Origin of the sequence: Clostridium sp. UMB9555A, from assembly GCF_030222355.1 — a bacterium.
GTDB classification, from domain to species: Bacteria; Bacillota; Clostridia; order Clostridiales; family Clostridiaceae; genus Sarcina; species Sarcina perfringens.
In genome coordinates, this window is the sequence record NZ_JASORQ010000001.1 from 81,224 (window position 1) to 99,109 (window position 17,886).

The window sequence follows — 17,886 nt, forward strand, 5'->3', positions numbered from 1 at the left end:
ATTATTTTAAAGTTTCTTCTATACTATCATCTACAGAGGATACAGCTGTTTCGGCATCGGCTTCAATTACCTCTGAATCATTATTAGCTCTATTATATTTTTTAGTAAATACTATAAGAAGTAATATACTAGATATTAGATAAAGAGCACCTGCTATATAGTAAGCTTTTCCATAACCAGATTCTGTCTTTAATAAAGAATATCTTGTATAGATACCAGCTACAATTCCTATAAGTGAATTAACAACTAATATAAGTGAATTATAAGCTGAAACTAAATTTTTAGGAACAAAGGTTAATGGTAAAGAACTTTGTATTGGAGCAGAAACATTTGCTATACCAGATCTTAAAAATAGTATTATACCTACTATCATAGCAACATTACTTCCAAACATAGCACCGTTAGCCATTAATAACATAAGTGGTACACAAAGTATAGTAGTTGCGGCTATGGTTATTATTGAACCAAATTTCTTTTCTAGGTAAGGGGTACAGAAATAACCTATTACCATAGATACTGTTTGGAATGTTATGATAGATGATACAGTACCTCTGCTTATATGTAAGAAATTATTTAAATAAATTGGGAAGAATGGTGTTACCAATAAAGCACCAAATCTTACTATTCCAAATATAAGAATCCATAAGATAACATATTTATTAGCGAATAATTTGAAATCAAAGGCTTTTTCTCCTTTTCTAGCTTGAATTTCTTCAGGAGTTTCTCTATAATCTTCACTTTTTTCTTTTAAGAATAATAGAAAGACTGAAGCTATTACTGTTAAGGCTATTGCGATCCAAAGTACAAATTTATATGAATCTGAATATGCCATTAATTGAACAGAACTTAAGGCATCTTGATTTTCTGATAAAACAGAAGCATTATCATAAGAGACACCTAAAGATTTAGCAAATTTCCAAACAACAATTTTACCATTGAAAAATGTTAAAATTGATTGGCTAATAAGGTTACAGTACATAACTCTAGAGAACATTTTAGTTCTTTCTTTTCTAGGAGTATATGATGTAAACATTACAGGATAAATACAGTCAAACATTCCTAAACCAACATTTACAACTATATATGCAAAGGTTATGATTAAACCATTTTTGCTATATATACAAACCAATAAACCAACAATTGAAAGAATAGGTGCAAGTAATATTAATTTCTTGAATCCTACTTTATGAGTTAATAGTAAAAGCATTGCTATTATGAAGGTTCCAATTGATGCATAGGTAGGAAGTGCTTTAACTACATTAGGAACAGTGATGTTTAAATAAGATAAATAAGAGTCATTAGTTATTCCTGTGACAGCCCCCATGAAAATATAACATAATATAAACATTGCACAGTTATACTTCCATCTTTTGTCCCAGTTTTCATCTTTGCTTGTAATTAGATTAACTAAATCAGCTTCCATTTGAATTTCCCCAATTTTATAAATTTGTTTAAATTTTCAATTTAATAATAACCCTTTACATATAAAAAAATCAAAACAATAAAAAATGTATTAATAAAAAAATATATATAATAATAATTAAAATAATAACCGCTAAAGTAAAAATATAACATAAATAGAAAATTAATAAGTTTTTAAAATAAAATTAACATTTATTCGAGATTAATGTAAAAAATCGTTTTTAAAAGATAAATTTTGGTGTAATATATAAAGAAAGTAATATAGATGTAAACATAGGAGGGTTGCTATGATAAAGAGTGTTGATAATATAGAGTTAAAGAAAGAATTAACATATAATTTAATAAGTGATTTTGAAAATGAAGTTTATAATAAAAATATTATTGAGAGGATTATAAAGAAAATAGAGAAAATTCCTTTCTATGCATATATAGAAAAAGGAAAAGAAATAGGATTTCTTTCAATGAAATCTTTAACTGAAGAATCAGCAGATATTTATTTCATAAAAATATTAGATGAATATAAAGAAAAGGGCTTTGAAGAGGAGCTTATAAATAATGTAGCAACCTTTTACAAAGAAAAAGGTTATAAACTTTTAAAAGTTAAGATATTATTAGATGGTAAACATGATAAATTAATAAATTTTTATAGATCAGTTGGCTTTTTTAAACTAGAAGAAAGGGTAGAATCAGGAGACATAGAAAATAAAGTTTTGGTTATGATAAGACCTTTAATATAGAAATTATGGATAAGCGTAGATTAGTAATAGTGCTAATTTACGCTTATTTTTTTATTTATTAACACATAGTTTTTAATAATTTAAAAAACTTGACATATTTCAAAAGTGTAATATAATATTAATGAAAATCATTATCAATTAGGTGAAATAAAATTAGGGGGGAGTAAATTAATTTTATAAAAATTTTAAGGGGGATAAATATGTCAAATAAAAATAAAATAATTATAGGATTAGCCTCATTTTTGGTTTTAATTGCCGTAGGTTTTGCTGCTAAATCAAAAATGAATGTGAAAAATAATAGTGTTATGGAGGAAGCTGTTGTTTCTAGTGCCTCTGAGAATAGTGAAGAAGCTAATGAAAAAGATAAAGATATGACTAAAGAAGAAAATTCTAATGATGATACAACTAGCAGTGCATCTAAAAGTGATGAAGATGTAAACGGTGATATTAAAAATAATACAGATAGTAATAAAAAAGATGCCTTAAGTAGTGCATCAAGTAAATATAATAGTAAATCAAAAATTTCAAGTCAAATAAATTCTAAAGGTATAACTTCAAGTAAAGATAAATCAAATGCAATAAGTAGTGCCTCAATAAAAACTAATACTTCTAAAAATGGATTTGAAGCTATAAGTCAAAGTCAACCTAGTTCTAGCAAAGTAAATAAAAATAATTCAAGTAAAGATGTAATAAGCAGTGCTTCTGTAAAGTCTAATAATTCTAGTAAAACAGATGGAGCCATAAATCAAGATCAGCTTATTTCTAAAAATTCAGATGAAAATAATGTGAAGAAAGATACAGTAAGTAGTGCTTCAGAAAATAATCATGGAACAAATTCAAAAGAAAATAACATAAATAATCAAGTGGTAAGTAAAGTAGAAAATAATAGTGGTAAGGATTCAATAAGTAGTGCCTCTAAAGAAGAAAAACATAATAGCATAAAGGATTTAACTAATAACAATAGTACAAAATCAGGTTCTTTTATAGAAAAAGCTATAAATGAAAAATATACAAAATTAGTTGATTTAGGTTGGGTTAAATATATAGTAGTTACTTTTAATCAAGGAACTATAAATGATTATGATTTATATGTTTTAGATAATGGAAATTACAAACTTATAAATCCAAGTAATGTTGATGACAGTGGAAAAATTGTTAAGTGGGAAATAGATAAATTAGGCTACAATACAATAAAAGTTAAAAGTAAGAAAACTGGAGAAGAAGGAACTTATAAGTTTGTAAAGTAAGGGGTGAAGGTAATGAATAAGAAAAAACTAAGTATATTAACAGCTATTATAGCAATATCAGCGTGCTCAATTTCAAAAACAGCTAGTGCGGCACCAAGTAAAATATTAACTTTTACTAATATGCCTGTTTGGGATTATCATCAAAGAAATTATGATAAGCATGGAAATCTTAGGATTAGCACTGCAAAAACCACATTTAATTTAAATAATGAGGAAGAAAAAGCTAGTTACATTCCTATGTTTAAGGTGGATGAAGCTGAATTAAATTCACCAATAAATATTCAATGTGAATTAAAAACTGATGAACAAAAAGATTGGTTTGAAAAAATAAATAAAGTAACTCTTGAGGATGCAACAAAGAATCCAAGTTTAGAGCGAAACTTAGAATTTGAAAAGAGTGAAAATAAAATTATTATTAAGGGAAATCAAAAGGCTTTAGATAATAATAAATTACATACTATAAAAATATATTCAGAAGGAAAAGATTGGGCTTCAATTTCTGTTAACATAGTACAAGCTGAACCTATTAAGGTTTTAGTATCTTATCCTATGAATCCTAGAACAGGAGAGGATGTAAGATTTAAGCTTGATAACTTTAATTATGCTATTTTAAATCCGGTTAATAGAGTATTTTTAACACATAATAATGTTAGAAAAGAGCTAGTTAAGTTTAAGGATTATCATGTTATTTCAGAGTACCTTACAGTTTATGCTGAAAATGTAGATACTGAAGAAGGAAATCTTTTAGAGCCAGGAAAGTACACTTTAGAAATATATGCTGATGGATTTAAAAAAGCAGAGAAGGATTTTGAAGTAATTAAAAATGAAGTTATGGCATCAGAGAAAAATAATTCTAAGGATAATATTAAAATAAAACCTGTAACTTCAAAGATAACAAATAAAGAAATTAAGCCTTCATCTGTAGATACCCTAAGTAGTGCAAGTGTTGGCTCAAGTAAGGGAGCAGATAATTCTGGCTCTGAGGAAACATCAGGTTCAAGTATTATAATGCAAACAAATTTAATTTATAACCATGATTTACTTGCAAATGCTTTAATATTAAATGAATTAGGCCTTGGAACAGAGGAATCAGAGGGAATAGCTAAAAGATTTGAGTTAAATACTATTTCTTGGGATGCGGTAATGAATGAAGATGGAACTCACATAAATGATTTTAGAGATTATCTAAATGCCGTAAAGGATGCAGCTTTAAAAGGTGATTATCTAACTTATGATGAATACATAAAGAATGAAAATAGTAAGGAATATAAGAATAGACCATATAATGTAAAAGAAGTTTTAGAGGATAATCTTTTGGGGGATGCTCAAAACTTTAGAACTGTGCTTGGTTTAGAAACTCCAAGTTTAGAGGTTAAGAGTGCAGTTATGGATAAGGATTTAATTCTTGAAAGTAGTGATGAAAATTATTTAAAAAATATAAAATCCATAACAATAAACGGGGGAATAAAAGAATTAGATAAGAGTTTATACTCTATAAAGGACAATCAATTAATAATAAATAGTAAAGTTGTTAAAGGGGATAAAATAAAGATTTCAATTTCAGCTACTGGTTATAAGGACAAGGTTATTGAGACAAAACTTGAAAAAATCTTAGATGATATAAACCTAAAATTAGAAAAAGAATATAAAACAGGGGAAGATGTAGTAGTTACAGGTTTAAGTGAAGACTTTATTAAGAATATCAATAGTATAAAGTTAGATGGAAAACTTCTACTAACTAAAGAACAAGGGGGAAGTTATGGAAATACATACTATGAAATTTCAGGGAATAAATTAACACTTAAATCAGGCTTATTTAAAGAAGATAAAAATTATAAGTTAGAAATAGACTCAAAATATTATGGTAAAAAAGAATTAGAATTTAACATTACAAAAGGTGATGAAAAAAGTAATGAAAAAACTGAGATCATAGAAGAGAAAAAAGAATTACCTAAAATAAGTGTAAAAATTGATAGCAAATCAACATTTATGAAGAAATATGATATTAAATTCTTAAATTCAGGAGAATGGATAAATAATATAACAGGTGTTTCTGTAAATGGAGTTGAATATAAATCAGGTCTTGTATGGGGAGATTCAAAAGACCGTTATGCTATATATAAAAGTGATAATAATATAGGAATAGGATATGAAGGCTTTAAACAAAATGAAGATAATATAATAAAAGTTAAAGCTAAGGGTTATAATGATTTTACTTTTATAATATCTAAGGACGGACAAATAGTATTAGATAAAGAAGAAAAAGAAAGTGCTAATATTGAAGAAAAATCAGAAGTGGAAAAAGAGATAGATTTTACTAACAATATAAGCATAAGCAAAGAATCAATACTTATAAAGAAATATAATATTAAATTCTTAAATTCAGAAGAATGGTTAAAGAATATAACAGATATTTCAGTAAATGAAGTTCCATATAAATCAGGGCTTTCATGGTGGGAATCAAAAGAACGTTATGCTATATATGAAGCTGATAAAACTTTAGCCATAGGATATGAAAGCTTCAATAATGAAGGGGAGAACCTTATTAAGATTAAATCAAAGGGATATAAGGAATATGCGTTTATTATTAAGGATGGACAAATAACTTTAGTTCAGGATGAAAAGAAAGTTGAAAGTGAAGATACAAATAAAGAAGCAGTTAAAAATGAGGAAAGTAAAAAGGGAGAGAGTAAAGAAGAAATAAAAGAAAAAGAAGAAGCTCAAAAGGGAGAAAAAAAAGAATCCTCAATAAACAAAGATGAAGCTAAAGAAAAAGAGAATGGAAAAGTAGAAAATAAGGACGGAAATAAAGAAGAAGCCAAGGAAGTAGGAGAAAAAGTGGAAGTTAAAGAAGAGGATTCTAAGAAAGAAGCAGAGAAGCAAGACGTAGAAAAAGAAAATAAAGAAGTTGAAGAAAATAAACAAAATGCTGAGAAAGATTTCTCTGGTAATATTCCAACAATAACTAAAAGCTTTTTTGGAGATAAATACGATCTTAAGTTTTTAGGAGAGGATGAATGGCTTAAAAATGTAGAGAGTGTTTATGTAAATGATGTTGAATATGAGAAAAAACCTTTAATCTGGGGTGATAGTGCAGGGCGTTACAATATATTAGAGAGCGATAGTACTATATCCATAGGAATTGGCAATTTCAATAAAGATGAAAACATCATAAAAATCAAATCAAAAGGATATAAAGAATGTACATTTATAATAAAAGATGGAAAGATAAGCTTAGTTAAATAGAAATATTTTTGGAAGTTTAATAAAAAATAGTTATGGTTATGAAGAAAAATAAACTTATTTAAAGACAAGTTTACTTAATTAGATTTAAAAGATGATTTTGCTTAATCAAAGTCATCTTTTAATCTAAATGTGTATTTAAATTTTAAGAGATATTTATTGGAGTCAAAATATATGTTGAAAAAGAGAGCAATTATTATTTTATTAGTTTCTATACTTTCTATGGGATTAATATCTTGTGATAATTCAAAAAAAGTGGAAAACAATAATAAAGAAGTTAATTCCTATGAAAAAACAGAAAAGATTTTAGGTACTGTAGTTAGTGGAGTAGCATATGGAGATAATGCTAAAGAAGCCTTAGAAAAAGCTTTTAATAGAGCAAAGGACATTGAGAATATGATGTCAGTAAATATAGAGAATAGTGAGCTTAGTAAGGTGAATTCTGAAGCTTTTCATAAAAGTGTTAAGTTATCAGATGATTTATATTATGTCATAGAAAAATCTATATATTATGCCAATTTAACTGATGGAGCTTTAGATCCAACTATTGGACATGTAATTGATTCTTGGGGAATAGGAACAGAACATGCTAATATACCTGAAAAAACTCTAATTGATAAGTATAAAGATTTGAAAAACTATAAGAATATAGAATTAAATCCTCAAACTAAAGAAATAAGATTTTTAAATGAAAATATAAAATTAGATTTAGGAGCCATTGGAAAAGGATATGCTGGAGATGAAATGAGAAAAGTTTTAAGGGAAGAAGGAATAAATTCAGCATTACTTAATTTAGGGGGAAATGTGGTTGCCTTAGGAAATAAGATAAACAATGAAAATTGGAGCATAGGAATAAGAAATCCTAAGGAAGAGAATGAGATTTCAGCTTCTGTAAAAATTAATGATGAAGTTGTGGTAACATCAGGAAATTATGAAAGATATTTTATAAAAGATGGAGTTAGATATCATCATATATTAGATCCTAGTACTGCTTGTCCAGCTGAAAAGGGACTTATAAGTTCAACAATAATCACTAAAAATGGAATAGATGCAGATGCCTTATCAACAGCTACTTATATTTTAGGAGCAGAAAAAGCTAAGAAACTTATTGAAGGATTAGATGGTGTAGAGGCATTATTTATAAAAGATAATATGGACTTCATAGAAACAAGCAACTTGGATAACAAAGGATTTAGGGGGATGTAAATGAATAAAAAAGTTCAAGTGGTAATAATTTTTACAATTTTATTGTTATCTACTTTGTTATGTTTTTTTATACATAATAAAAAGGTTAAAAATCCAGTAGCTAAGATATATAAAGATGGACAACTTATAAAATCTATTGATTTAAGTGAAGTAGAGAAGAGTTATGAAATTAAAATAGGGGATGAAGAGCATTATAATATTCTTCAAGTTAGTAAAACAGGAGTAAAGGTAATTGAGGCTACTTGTCATGATAAAGTTTGTATGGAAACTGGAGAAATACATGATTCTCTTTTACCAATAGCTTGTCTTCCAAATAATTTAATAATAAAAATTGAAGGGGGAGAGGAAAATGAAGTTGATACAAAAACTTATTAAAGGAAAGGTGGATATTTATGAATAATATTAATAAAATAGTTAGATTATCAATATTAACCACCATTGCTTTAACTATATTTATGATAGAGCTTCACATTCCTCCTTTGGTACCAATACCTGGGGTTAAGCTTGGATTGGCTAATATAATAACCTTAATAGTATTATATTTATATGGAATTAGGGAAGCTTCAACAGTTCTCATTATAAGAATACTTTTAGGAAGTATGTTTTCTGGACAAGTAGTAAGTTTATTATATAGTTTATCTGGTGGCTTAATGTGCTTATTAGTCATGATTCTTTTAATGAAAATAGTTGGGAAAGAGGGAGTATGGTTTGTTAGTGTAGGTGGAGCAATAGCTCATAACATAGGACAAATTATCATAGCAATGATTCTTTTTCAAACAACAAGTGTATTATATTATTTACCAGTTTTAATTTTAAGTGGAGTAATAACAGGAGTATTTACAGGAATGTTAAGCAAATATATGATAACTAATAAAGTTATAAATAGATTAATATCAAATAGTTTGTAATTTGCTTAGTACATATTTTTAGTAAAGAGGCTGTATCAAAATATATAAAGCTTACAAACATATTTCGAGAATTACTAGATTTCGTTAAGAATTTATAATTATTACTCCGAAGACATTACTAAAACTTCGAAACTTGCTACGCTTCGAACAGTCTCAGTTTTTTAACGTAATATCTTCTCCATAATAATTTAAATTCTAAAACTCATCTAGATATTCTCTTCATATTGTTTGTAAGCTTTATTAAAAGTTATTTGGATACACGCCCAATATAAAGTAAGATAGTAGATAATTTTCTGTAAAAGAAAAGATTATCTAATCTCTTTAAAGCTAGTTATTTTATTTTGAGAATATTGCAGTACACCATTCATTTGTTTGGAATTTTTTATTTAATTTAAAGCCTTTATTCTCAACCTTTTCTTTAACCCAATCAAAGCTCCATTCAACTAAGCCTGAAACTAGAAGTTTTCCTGTCTTTTCTATATGTTCTTCAATAAAATCCATAAACATTGCAGTTTCTTCTCCTCCAATATTTATAAATATCCAATCAAATTTTTCATCTAATTTATAATCTTCATGAAGAACATTTCCAACTACTACTTCTATATTTTCTAGTTCATTTAAAGAAGCATTTAAAAGAACTTCATCTTCTACATCTCTTATATCTACTGCCACTATTCTTGAAGCACCTTTTACTCCAGCAGCTATAGAAAGTATTCCAGAACCTGTTCCTAAATCAAGAAGAGATTTTCCTTCAAAATCTTCTTCAACTATGAATTTTAATATATCTTGAGTAGTTTCATGTAATCCAGTTCCAAAGGCACCTTGAGGAGTAAAGAAAATTTCTTTTTTATTTTCAAAGTTATCAGTTGGGGCACATAAAACCCATTGATCATTTAAATGAATTGGATCAATATAAAATTCTTCAAATTCATTTTTAACTTCATCTATTGAAGCAGGACTTTCTTTAAGTAATGAAGAAACTTGAGATTTAAATTTTTCAAAGTCTTCTAGATTACCATCAAAGGCTACTTTTAAATCAACAATAACATTTTCCTTTTCTTTATAGCCATATCCAAACATATCTGTTGTTATGTCTAGTGGAGACTCATAATAAACATTGAATATATCATTGATTTGAAGTAATTCTATTTGTTCATCAATAAGTTCCTTTGGCATTTTATAAGTAATTATAAACATATATATGTATCTCCTTATATTAAGTTTTAATTTATGTATAAGAAGATTATAGCATATTAGAATTAGTGAGGAGTTTTATTTAAGATTAAGCTTTCTATAAAATAAATATTTACTTTTATAAAGGGACTAATATTAAAATATATTTTGAAGAAAATAAGAAAAGGGAGAGAAAAATTTTAACCGTTTGAGATATTTATAGAAAAAGATTACAATGAGAATATATAGGTTAAATCATTATAGAATTTTAACTCGGAGGAATTTTAATGAAAAAAAATGCGGCTCAAAGGGAGTATAAAAAATTATCAGGTCAAATAAATCAAATAGAAAACATAGTAAGACATTCAAAAGCAGGAGCGCTTTTTGAACATGAATCAACCTTAAGAAAAAAAATATTGCAATTAAAAGAGATGAAAGATCAAGGATTAAAAGGATATGAATCTCTTTATGATAGATATGAAGAATTATTAGAAGAGGTAGGAAAGAGAATTCTAGAAAATTATAATAAGAAAAATGATACTAATTTTGATTTTTATGAAGTCTTAAGAAACAATTATAATGTATTTCTTAATTCAGGAATTATGACTCTTCTTGTAAAACATCATATTCCAGAGTTAATATCTAAGGAGTTTGATGAGAAGTTTCCAGCAAATCCAAAGGATGAATATCTTCATACTAGAAGGCTTAAAAGAAAATTCTATCTTCACTTAGGAGAAACGAATACTGGAAAAACCTATACTGCTATGCAGAGACTTAAAGAGGTTAGAAAAGGAGTATATTTATCTCCTCTTAGAATTTTAGCCTTAGAAAATTTTGAAAGATTAAATAATGAGGGTGTTAAATGTAATCTTCTTACTGGAGAAGAAGAAATATTATTTGAAGATGCAACACATGTATCCTGTACCATAGAAAAAGCTAATATACATGAAAGATATGATGTGGCAGTTATAGATGAAATTCAAATGATAGATGATTCACAAAGAGGGTATGCGTGGACTAGAGCTTTACTTGGTTTATATTGTACTGAAATACATATATGTGGAGCCTTTAATGCTAAGAATATATTAAAAGAAATTATAGAAGATTGTGGAGATGACTATGAGATTATAGAATATCATAGAGATATTCCACTTATTATAGAAGATGAAAGTTTTCATCCTAAAAATGTTCAAGAGGGAGATGCCTTAGTTTTATTTTCAAAGAAAAAAGTTCTTCAAATGGCTGAGCAATATTCACAGATGGGAATTAAATGCTCAATAATCTATGGAGATTTACCACCAGAGGTTAGAAAGAAGCAGTATGAAGAATTTATAACTGGAAAAAATAAAATTTTAATAACAACTGATGCCATTGGAATGGGAGTCAATCTTCCTATAAAGAGAATTATTTTCTTATCAATAAGTAAATTTGATGGAGAACAAATGAGAGAGTTAACTTCTCAGGAGGTTAAACAAATTGCAGGAAGAGCAGGAAGAAAAGGCATATATGATACTGGATATGTAGCTACTTATAGAGATAATAAGGAATTTATCGAAGAGAGATTAGAGGAAGAGGATATTAGTATAAAAAGAGCAGTTTTAGGACCTTCAGATGCAATATTAGAAATTGATAATCTTCCTTTAAATGAAAAATTAGCTTTATGGAGTACAAAGAAATGTGAAGTTCCATACTATAGAAAAATGGATATAAGTGAATATTTAATAATATTAGAAAGATTAAAATCATATAAACTTCTTGAAGAAATTCAATGGGAGCTTTTAAAAATCCCTTTTGATATATCTAAAGATGACTTAATGAATCAATTCTTAAATTTTGTTGATCAGCTATTTATAAATGATCAAGAAGAACTATTTAAACCTCAATGTTACTCAGGAACTTTATATGACTTAGAAACTTATTATCAAATGGTAAATATGTATTACTCTTTTAGCAAGAGATTTAATTTAAATTTTGACTTAGAGTGGATTGAAAATGAAAGGCTTACTGTAAGTGAAGAAATAAACAATATTCTTATGAGAATTTAATAGGTGATTTTATGAGAGTTTTAAATTTAAAAATAACTTTAAGAGCATCTTGGGTACATTCTTTAAAAGAAAAAAGAATGGTGGTTAAGAGCATAGTTCAAAGATTAAAAAATAAATTTAATGTTTCTGTGGGAGAGGTTCATGAACAAGATATTCATCAAATTATAGTTATAGGAATTTCAGCAGTTTGTGGAGATCAAAAGCAAGTTGATTCAACATTAGAAAATCTAATAGATTTTGTAGAAGAAAATACAGATGCAGAAATTATAAACATAGAAAGTGATAGCTATATATTTAAATAAAGTAGTGAAAATAAATTTTAAATTTATAATATATGCTGAAAATGGAAAAGTATATTCCAAAACTATATAAGTATAAGGCTTTTAGGTGAGGGAAAACTAAAATAAAATAAACAAGAGTAGGAGGCGATTAGTATGAATCCATACGAAGCACCAGAAAATAACTATATTTTAGTTATGCCTGACGGAAGTGTAGTAGGCTTTGAAGAAAGTGATATGGCACAGGCATACATAAACAGATATTATCAAGAAAAAATCACTTCTTATTGTGATAAAGTAGATTATTCAGAATATGATATGACAGAGTGGAAATCAACAGAGAATATATGTACAGCTTTAGGAGCATATGAAGGTTTATGTATTTTATATAAGCTAGAAGACTTTATATCTAGTATTCAGCAATCATCAATATTTGAAGATGAAAAAAATGAATTAATATCAAAATTAAGATGTAGAAATATAGATATAAATATAAATGATTATCAAATTGATGATATATTATCTAATATTGATGGAGTAATATATCAATAAGAGGATTAAAATTAAATTTAATAAAAGAGGCTTGTATCAAAAGCTAATAAAAAACTTACAAATAATATGAAGATAATGCTTTGTAAGTTTTTAAAATTTATTTGATACACGCCTTTTTTTTATTTTGGTAAAGAGTTGATAACAATTAAATTTGAAAAATATAGTAAAATTAATTTAACTATGTGGGTAGAGGAGAAGGATATGGAAGAAAAGATTTTAATAATTGAGGATGAACCTGATATACAAAATATTTTAAGATACTCCTTTATGAAAGAGGGATTTAAAGTTAGATGTGTTGATAAAGGAAGACAGGGTATAGATATATTTAAAGAGTTTAATCCTAGTTTAGTGATTTTAGATTTGATGTTACCTGATATTAGTGGATTTGATGTTTGTAGAGAGTTAAATAAATTAAATGCAAATATTATAATGCTTACAGCTAGAGATGATATTGTGGACAAGGTTCTAGGACTAGAGTTAGGAGCAGATGATTATATAACTAAACCCTTTGATATAAGAGAATGTGTAGCAAGAGTAAAGGTTGCATTAAGAAGAAAAGAGAAATTTTTAAAGGAAAGCAATAAAAGTACAGTTAAAGATGAATTTATAATTGGCCCTATTAAAATAAAAAGGCAGTCAAGAAAGGTTTATTTAAATGAAGAAGAGATAAGATTGAAGCCAAAAGAAATAGAACTATTACTATATTTTTTAGATAATCCTAACATAGCCTTATCTAGAGATCAGATATTAGATGGGGTATGGGGAGATGAGTATTTTGGAGATTTTAGAACTGTTGATGTTCATGTAAGAAGATTAAGACAAAAGCTTAATAATGAAGAAATAATAGAAACTATTTTTGGATTAGGATATATGTTTAAAGGTGAAAAATATGAAAGTTAAACATAAATTCTCAGGAGGATTTTTAATAATATTTCTAATTGCCTTTATAATTTTAAATTGTTTTTTAGGTAAAGCTTTTATTAATTATCATGAAAATAAAATTAAAAATGAAATGGATTCTTTATATAAAAGTAGCTACAGTATTCTAAGGTTATATTTTCAAGTAAACAATTTGGAAGGAAACAAGGGGAATTTTAATAGATATATTCCTAAAATATCAAATGATATTAGTGAACAAGGAAAGTGCCAAATTGATGTTTTTAATGAAGATTTAGAAAAGGAATATAGTTATTATTTAGATGATTTTTCTTTTGATTATGAAAAGGATGGGGGATATGATGTTTTAAAAGAGGCAAATAAGAATAAGGCTGCATTAAACATTTATAGAGATGAAAATGCGGTTAAAGCATACTTAGCTTTTCCAGTTTATGTTGATGATAGTTTTTTAGGAAATATACTTTTAAGCAAGGATTATTCAAAGGAATACTTAGAGTTAAGAGATTTAATGAGCAATATAAAATTCATTGTTTCAATAACATTTTTACTTATATTAATTTTCACATATTTTCTTTTTGAGAGAATAATAAATCCTTTAAATTATATAAAAAATTCTTTTAAAAGAATTGGTGATGGTGACTTTAAAATAAACTTAAAAGTTAATTCAAAGGATGAAATAGGAGATTTAGCCTGTGGAGTAAATAAAATGGCAAATAAAATTGAGGAACAGATTGAAAAAATAAATGAAGAAAAGGAAAAGGTTTTAACATTAGAAAAAACTAGAACAGAGTTTTTTAACAATATTACTCACGAGTTAAAAACTCCATTAACTAATATTTCAGGATATGCTCAAATTATGAGTGAAGAAGATTTCAATGATAATGATTTTAGAAAATTTGCTTTAGAGAGAATAAACAAGGAAAGCAAAAGAATGCATGAACTTATAGTAAGTTTGATTGAAATTTCCAAAAACAAAAGCGATATAGAAAGTGGAGAAATAGAAAATGTAAACTTAAAAACATTAATAGAGGATTTATGTGAAGATTTTAAAGTTAAGGGAGATAAACAAGGGATATGCATTTCTAATAATTTAGAAGATATTGAGTTTATGTGTAGAGAAGATGAAATGAGAAGAATTATTATAAATCTTTTAGATAATGCCATAAAATATTCAATAAAGGATAGTGAAATAAAGATTAGTCTATTTAAAGATAAAGAAGAAAAATTTATAGAGATAGAGAATTTTAGTGATGAGATTAGTAGTGAGGGAGTGGAAAAAATATTTGAGCCATTTTATAGAGAAAATACTAAAAAATCTAGAGAATTAGGGGGAAATGGCTTAGGACTTTATATATGCTCAGAGCTAGTGAAAAAATATGGAGGGGGTATTTCCTTTAATTATTCTAACGGTAAGGTAAAGGTTAGTATTATTTTTAAATAATTTATATATTTAATTTTGGAAATATTTTGGCAATAAGATTTAATTTTTTAGAAAAAACTCCTGTGTAAAATAAAAGCAAATAGTAATTTTATAAGAAGATTTTGAAAGGAGTATTTATGAAAAGGGGTAAAATTTTAATTTGGGTTTTAGCTGGGGTGATTACTACAGGACTTTTAATAAGTTCCTTTATAAGTTATAAAAGTACTAATAAGTATGGAGGGGAGTTATATATACTATCTAATAATGCTGCGGAGGATTCAGAAAATAATAAAATAAAGGTTATTAAGGAGCATGATTTTAAATTAGAAGAAGGACTATATGACTATGAAAGCTTATTAGTTAGAGATGAAAAACTTTATTTAGAAAGCAGAAATAGGGATGGAAAGCTCTTAAAAACAGAGGAAATTATTTTGGAAGGAAATAATTCTAAGAGGGTTGAAGTTGAAAAGTTAAAAGAAGCTCCAAATCTTAGAGATATTGAATTTATACTAGATAACTGTGAGTTTGAAGATTTAGGAAACGGTAATTGGAAGGTTTTTAGTAAATATTATGAAAAAGAAGAGATAGTTAATATAGATAAGTTTAATAAAAATAACTTTGCAGAAGAGACCTTAAAGGAAACAAGGGAATATTATGTTTTAGAAGATTATTTGATTTTTTTTATAAATAGAAGATTTGATTTAGGAGAAGGAATTTGGGATAAAGATGGAACTTATAAAGAAATAAGATGGTATGACTTTAACAATGAACTTTGGGATAATATTGAAGTACCTAAAGAAGTTTATTTAGAGAGAAGTTTAATAGGTGTAGTAGATAATAAAGTTTTTATTTCAGGAAGTAATATAAAAGGTCAACAATTTCCAAGTAAAATATATTCTTTAGATTTAAAAGAAAAAGTTTTAAAAGATGAAGTTGATTTATTAGAAGATGGAGGGGAAGCTTACTACGACTTAGCTTTTTTAAATGATGAAAAAATTTTATTTCATTGTGGAAGTAGTGAGGGAGAAAAAGTTAAAATGATAGATTTAAGAAATAAAGTCACCACAGAATTATATAAATCTAATCTAGACTCAGAAAGATTCTTTTTATCTCAGAAAGTAGCTCCTTCAGGAGATAAGATTTTTTATCTTTCTCAAAATGGAGGGAACATGGAGGTTAAGGCTTTAAAGATAGGGAATAACAAAACCATAGCTGAAGGAAAAGTTTATGATTATGAATATAATAAAGCTGCTCTTATAAAGGAGTATGGAGAGGATTATATTGACCCAACACCACAGATCTTATGGAGTAATGATGGAAAATATTTAATCATAGGAGAAAAAGAAAAGGGAAGTATAAAAATATCAAATATAAAAGTTTTAGAATTAAGCCAGTAGAATTTGTGAGGGGATTTTATGAAAAAAAGAAAGGTTTTAGGTGGAGTTTTATTTAGTTTAGTACTAATAACATTAATTACTCTAATTATGTTTTTTAGAGAAAATACTATTAGTAAATTTGTAAATTCTGAAACCATAAAAGAATTTACTAGTGAATGTAAGACTAAAAATGAATTGAATTTTAAAGCAGAAGATGAGGAATATTTTTCTTGTGAATTAGTTATTAATGATGAAAAATTATACCTACAAAAAAGAAATGATGATGATAAAGTTGTGGATAAGTATGAAATAGTATTTGAAAAGGATGAAGTTAAAAAAATAAAGTGTAATAATTTAAAAGATGAAAGTATAAGAGATGAAATTACAAAAGAGGACATAGATGAAAGGGAATATGTTAATGGCTATAAATATGAGGATTTAGGAAATGGAAAAGGGCAGTTTTTTGATTTAGCATATAATAAAGGTTTTAAAGTTGATTTAGACAAATTTAATAAGGATGATATGGCTAAAAAAACTTATGGAGAATATAGTTATAGCAAGATAGTTAAAGATAAAATTTTCTTTTTTATTAGGAGAGATCCAGGAAAAATAAAGTGGTTTTCAGAGGATCATAGTAGATATAAGGAACTAAGATGGTATGATTTTAATGAAGAAATTTGGGATAGTGTGAAGCTTTCAAAAAATCAACATGTTCAAAGCATTATAGGAATTGTAGATAATAAGATTTATTTAACTGGAACTGAAGAGTGGGGCAGTCAGTATCCAAGTAAAATCTATAGTGTAGATTTAAAGAAAAAGAAAGTAAAAGAAGAAATAAAATTAAAAGATTTATGTATATAAATTAATAAAAAGGACAATATAATAATGTAACGTGGAGGAGATAACTTAAAGATTTCTACCGAAAGTTACATTTTAAAAATTTTAGTGTATGGCAAGGTAAGAATTATTTTTCTTACGGAAGTGGCGTAACTAAAATTTTAGAATATAAATCTTAATCAGAAGAGATAATTACTTTTACTGAACTAAGATTAAATATTCTAATAAAAAAGCTCTTTGATATCTTATAGTAATCTTAGAGTTTTATCTTAAATAAAGGTATTAGGTAATTTAATTTACATGAGTTTGCTTAAGTTATTAGGTATTTTTATTTAAGAGAAGGGATAAGTTGTTTGTTTACCAACTTATCCCTTTTTGCTTTTAAAGTTATTTTAAAAGAAATACTCACTTAAAATATTGGATAAAATAAACATAGATTAATAAAAAATTTTGTAATGAAAATTTTAATATTAATTATTTATAAAATAAATTTTAGGTTTATGATATATAATATATTTAACAAATACAAATGAGTAGGTGAAATA

Annotated in this window: 15 protein-coding genes; 13 read left to right on the forward strand and 2 right to left on the reverse strand. The window is 26.4% G+C overall.

Annotated features, from left to right (window positions below):
- Position 1: 1 nt before the first annotated feature.
- Positions 2-1,423, reverse strand: a complete 1,422-nt coding sequence (locus QP548_RS00365; protein WP_061429055.1) for an MFS transporter — start codon at positions 1,421-1,423, stop codon at positions 2-4.
- A gap of 286 nt (positions 1,424-1,709) precedes the next feature.
- Between QP548_RS00365 and QP548_RS00370 the strand changes: the two genes are divergently transcribed.
- The 6 genes from QP548_RS00370 (at position 1,710) to QP548_RS00395 (ending at position 8,763) form a co-directional block, all read left to right on the forward strand.
- On the forward strand, positions 1,710-2,159 hold the full coding sequence (locus QP548_RS00370) for a GNAT family N-acetyltransferase (RefSeq protein WP_061429054.1): 450 nt from the start codon (positions 1,710-1,712) through the stop codon (positions 2,157-2,159).
- Positions 2,160-2,359: 200 nt separating this feature from the next.
- On the forward strand, positions 2,360-3,406 hold the full coding sequence (locus tag QP548_RS00375; RefSeq protein WP_061429053.1) for a hypothetical protein: 1,047 nt from the start codon (positions 2,360-2,362) through the stop codon (positions 3,404-3,406).
- 12 nt (positions 3,407-3,418) lie between these two features.
- A complete protein-coding gene (locus tag QP548_RS00380; protein ID WP_061429052.1) occupies positions 3,419-6,652 on the forward strand; it encodes a hemoblobin-interacting domain-containing protein in 3,234 nt (1,077 codons plus the stop codon).
- 171 nt (positions 6,653-6,823) lie between these two features.
- Positions 6,824-7,855 (forward strand): FAD:protein FMN transferase, encoded by a 1,032-nt coding sequence (locus tag QP548_RS00385; protein ID WP_061429051.1) that lies wholly within the window; start codon positions 6,824-6,826, stop codon positions 7,853-7,855.
- On the forward strand, positions 7,856-8,230 hold the full coding sequence (locus QP548_RS00390) for a NusG domain II-containing protein (protein WP_003463119.1): 375 nt from the start codon (positions 7,856-7,858) through the stop codon (positions 8,228-8,230).
- Between the two features lie 17 nt (positions 8,231-8,247).
- Entirely contained in the window at positions 8,248-8,763 is a 516-nt protein-coding gene (locus QP548_RS00395; protein WP_061429050.1) for a Gx transporter family protein, read from the forward strand.
- A gap of 336 nt (positions 8,764-9,099) precedes the next feature.
- On the opposite strand, the gene QP548_RS00400 is transcribed toward QP548_RS00395, so the two are convergent.
- A complete protein-coding gene (locus tag QP548_RS00400; protein WP_061429049.1) occupies positions 9,100-9,960 on the reverse strand; it encodes a 50S ribosomal protein L11 methyltransferase in 861 nt (286 codons plus the stop codon).
- A gap of 263 nt (positions 9,961-10,223) precedes the next feature.
- On the opposite strand from QP548_RS00400, the gene QP548_RS00405 reads away from it, so the two are divergent.
- The 7 genes from QP548_RS00405 to QP548_RS00435 all read left to right on the forward strand — a co-directional run bounded on the left by QP548_RS00405 (position 10,224) and on the right by QP548_RS00435 (position 17,365).
- Complete coding sequence (locus QP548_RS00405) at positions 10,224-11,981, forward strand: SUV3 family DEAD/DEAH box RNA helicase (protein ID WP_061429048.1); 1,758 nt, start codon at positions 10,224-10,226, stop codon at positions 11,979-11,981.
- Between the two features lie 11 nt (positions 11,982-11,992).
- Entirely contained in the window at positions 11,993-12,283 is a 291-nt protein-coding gene (locus tag QP548_RS00410) for a DUF503 domain-containing protein (RefSeq protein ID WP_061429047.1), read from the forward strand.
- A gap of 132 nt (positions 12,284-12,415) precedes the next feature.
- Positions 12,416-12,811, forward strand: coding sequence for a hypothetical protein (locus QP548_RS00415; protein ID WP_061429046.1), 396 nt, complete (start codon positions 12,416-12,418; stop codon positions 12,809-12,811).
- Between the two features lie 201 nt (positions 12,812-13,012).
- Positions 13,013-13,711: a response regulator transcription factor gene (locus QP548_RS00420; RefSeq protein ID WP_061429045.1), complete on the forward strand. Its 699-nt coding sequence runs from the start codon at positions 13,013-13,015 to the stop codon at positions 13,709-13,711.
- Positions 13,701-15,149 (forward strand): sensor histidine kinase, encoded by a 1,449-nt coding sequence (locus QP548_RS00425; RefSeq protein ID WP_061429044.1) that lies wholly within the window; start codon positions 13,701-13,703, stop codon positions 15,147-15,149. Before QP548_RS00420 ends, QP548_RS00425 begins: the two co-directional genes overlap by 11 nt.
- Before the next feature lie 116 nt (positions 15,150-15,265).
- The gene (locus QP548_RS00430; RefSeq protein WP_061429043.1) at positions 15,266-16,525 is read left to right on the forward strand and encodes a hypothetical protein; all 1,260 of its coding nucleotides are present in this window, start codon (positions 15,266-15,268) and stop codon (positions 16,523-16,525) included.
- Positions 16,526-16,543: 18 nt separating this feature from the next.
- Positions 16,544-17,365, forward strand: coding sequence for a hypothetical protein (locus QP548_RS00435; RefSeq protein ID WP_061429042.1), 822 nt, complete (start codon positions 16,544-16,546; stop codon positions 17,363-17,365).
- Positions 17,366-17,886: the final 521 nt, after the last annotated feature.

Coding starts and splice junctions, on each gene's coding strand:
- QP548_RS00365 (WP_061429055.1), bottom strand. CDS start 1,423: ATGGAAGCTGATTTAGTTAATCTAATTACAAGCAAAGATGAAAACTGG.
- QP548_RS00370 (WP_061429054.1), top strand. CDS start 1,710: ATGATAAAGAGTGTTGATAATATAGAGTTAAAGAAAGAATTAACATAT.
- QP548_RS00375 (WP_061429053.1), top strand. CDS start 2,360: ATGTCAAATAAAAATAAAATAATTATAGGATTAGCCTCATTTTTGGTT.
- QP548_RS00380 (WP_061429052.1), top strand. CDS start 3,419: ATGAATAAGAAAAAACTAAGTATATTAACAGCTATTATAGCAATATCA.
- QP548_RS00385 (WP_061429051.1), top strand. CDS start 6,824: ATGTTGAAAAAGAGAGCAATTATTATTTTATTAGTTTCTATACTTTCT.
- QP548_RS00390 (WP_003463119.1), top strand. CDS start 7,856: ATGAATAAAAAAGTTCAAGTGGTAATAATTTTTACAATTTTATTGTTA.
- QP548_RS00395 (WP_061429050.1), top strand. CDS start 8,248: ATGAATAATATTAATAAAATAGTTAGATTATCAATATTAACCACCATT.
- QP548_RS00400 (WP_061429049.1), bottom strand. CDS start 9,960: ATGTTTATAATTACTTATAAAATGCCAAAGGAACTTATTGATGAACAA.
- QP548_RS00405 (WP_061429048.1), top strand. CDS start 10,224: ATGAAAAAAAATGCGGCTCAAAGGGAGTATAAAAAATTATCAGGTCAA.
- QP548_RS00410 (WP_061429047.1), top strand. CDS start 11,993: ATGAGAGTTTTAAATTTAAAAATAACTTTAAGAGCATCTTGGGTACAT.
- QP548_RS00415 (WP_061429046.1), top strand. CDS start 12,416: ATGAATCCATACGAAGCACCAGAAAATAACTATATTTTAGTTATGCCT.
- QP548_RS00420 (WP_061429045.1), top strand. CDS start 13,013: ATGGAAGAAAAGATTTTAATAATTGAGGATGAACCTGATATACAAAAT.
- QP548_RS00425 (WP_061429044.1), top strand. CDS start 13,701: ATGAAAGTTAAACATAAATTCTCAGGAGGATTTTTAATAATATTTCTA.
- QP548_RS00430 (WP_061429043.1), top strand. CDS start 15,266: ATGAAAAGGGGTAAAATTTTAATTTGGGTTTTAGCTGGGGTGATTACT.
- QP548_RS00435 (WP_061429042.1), top strand. CDS start 16,544: ATGAAAAAAAGAAAGGTTTTAGGTGGAGTTTTATTTAGTTTAGTACTA.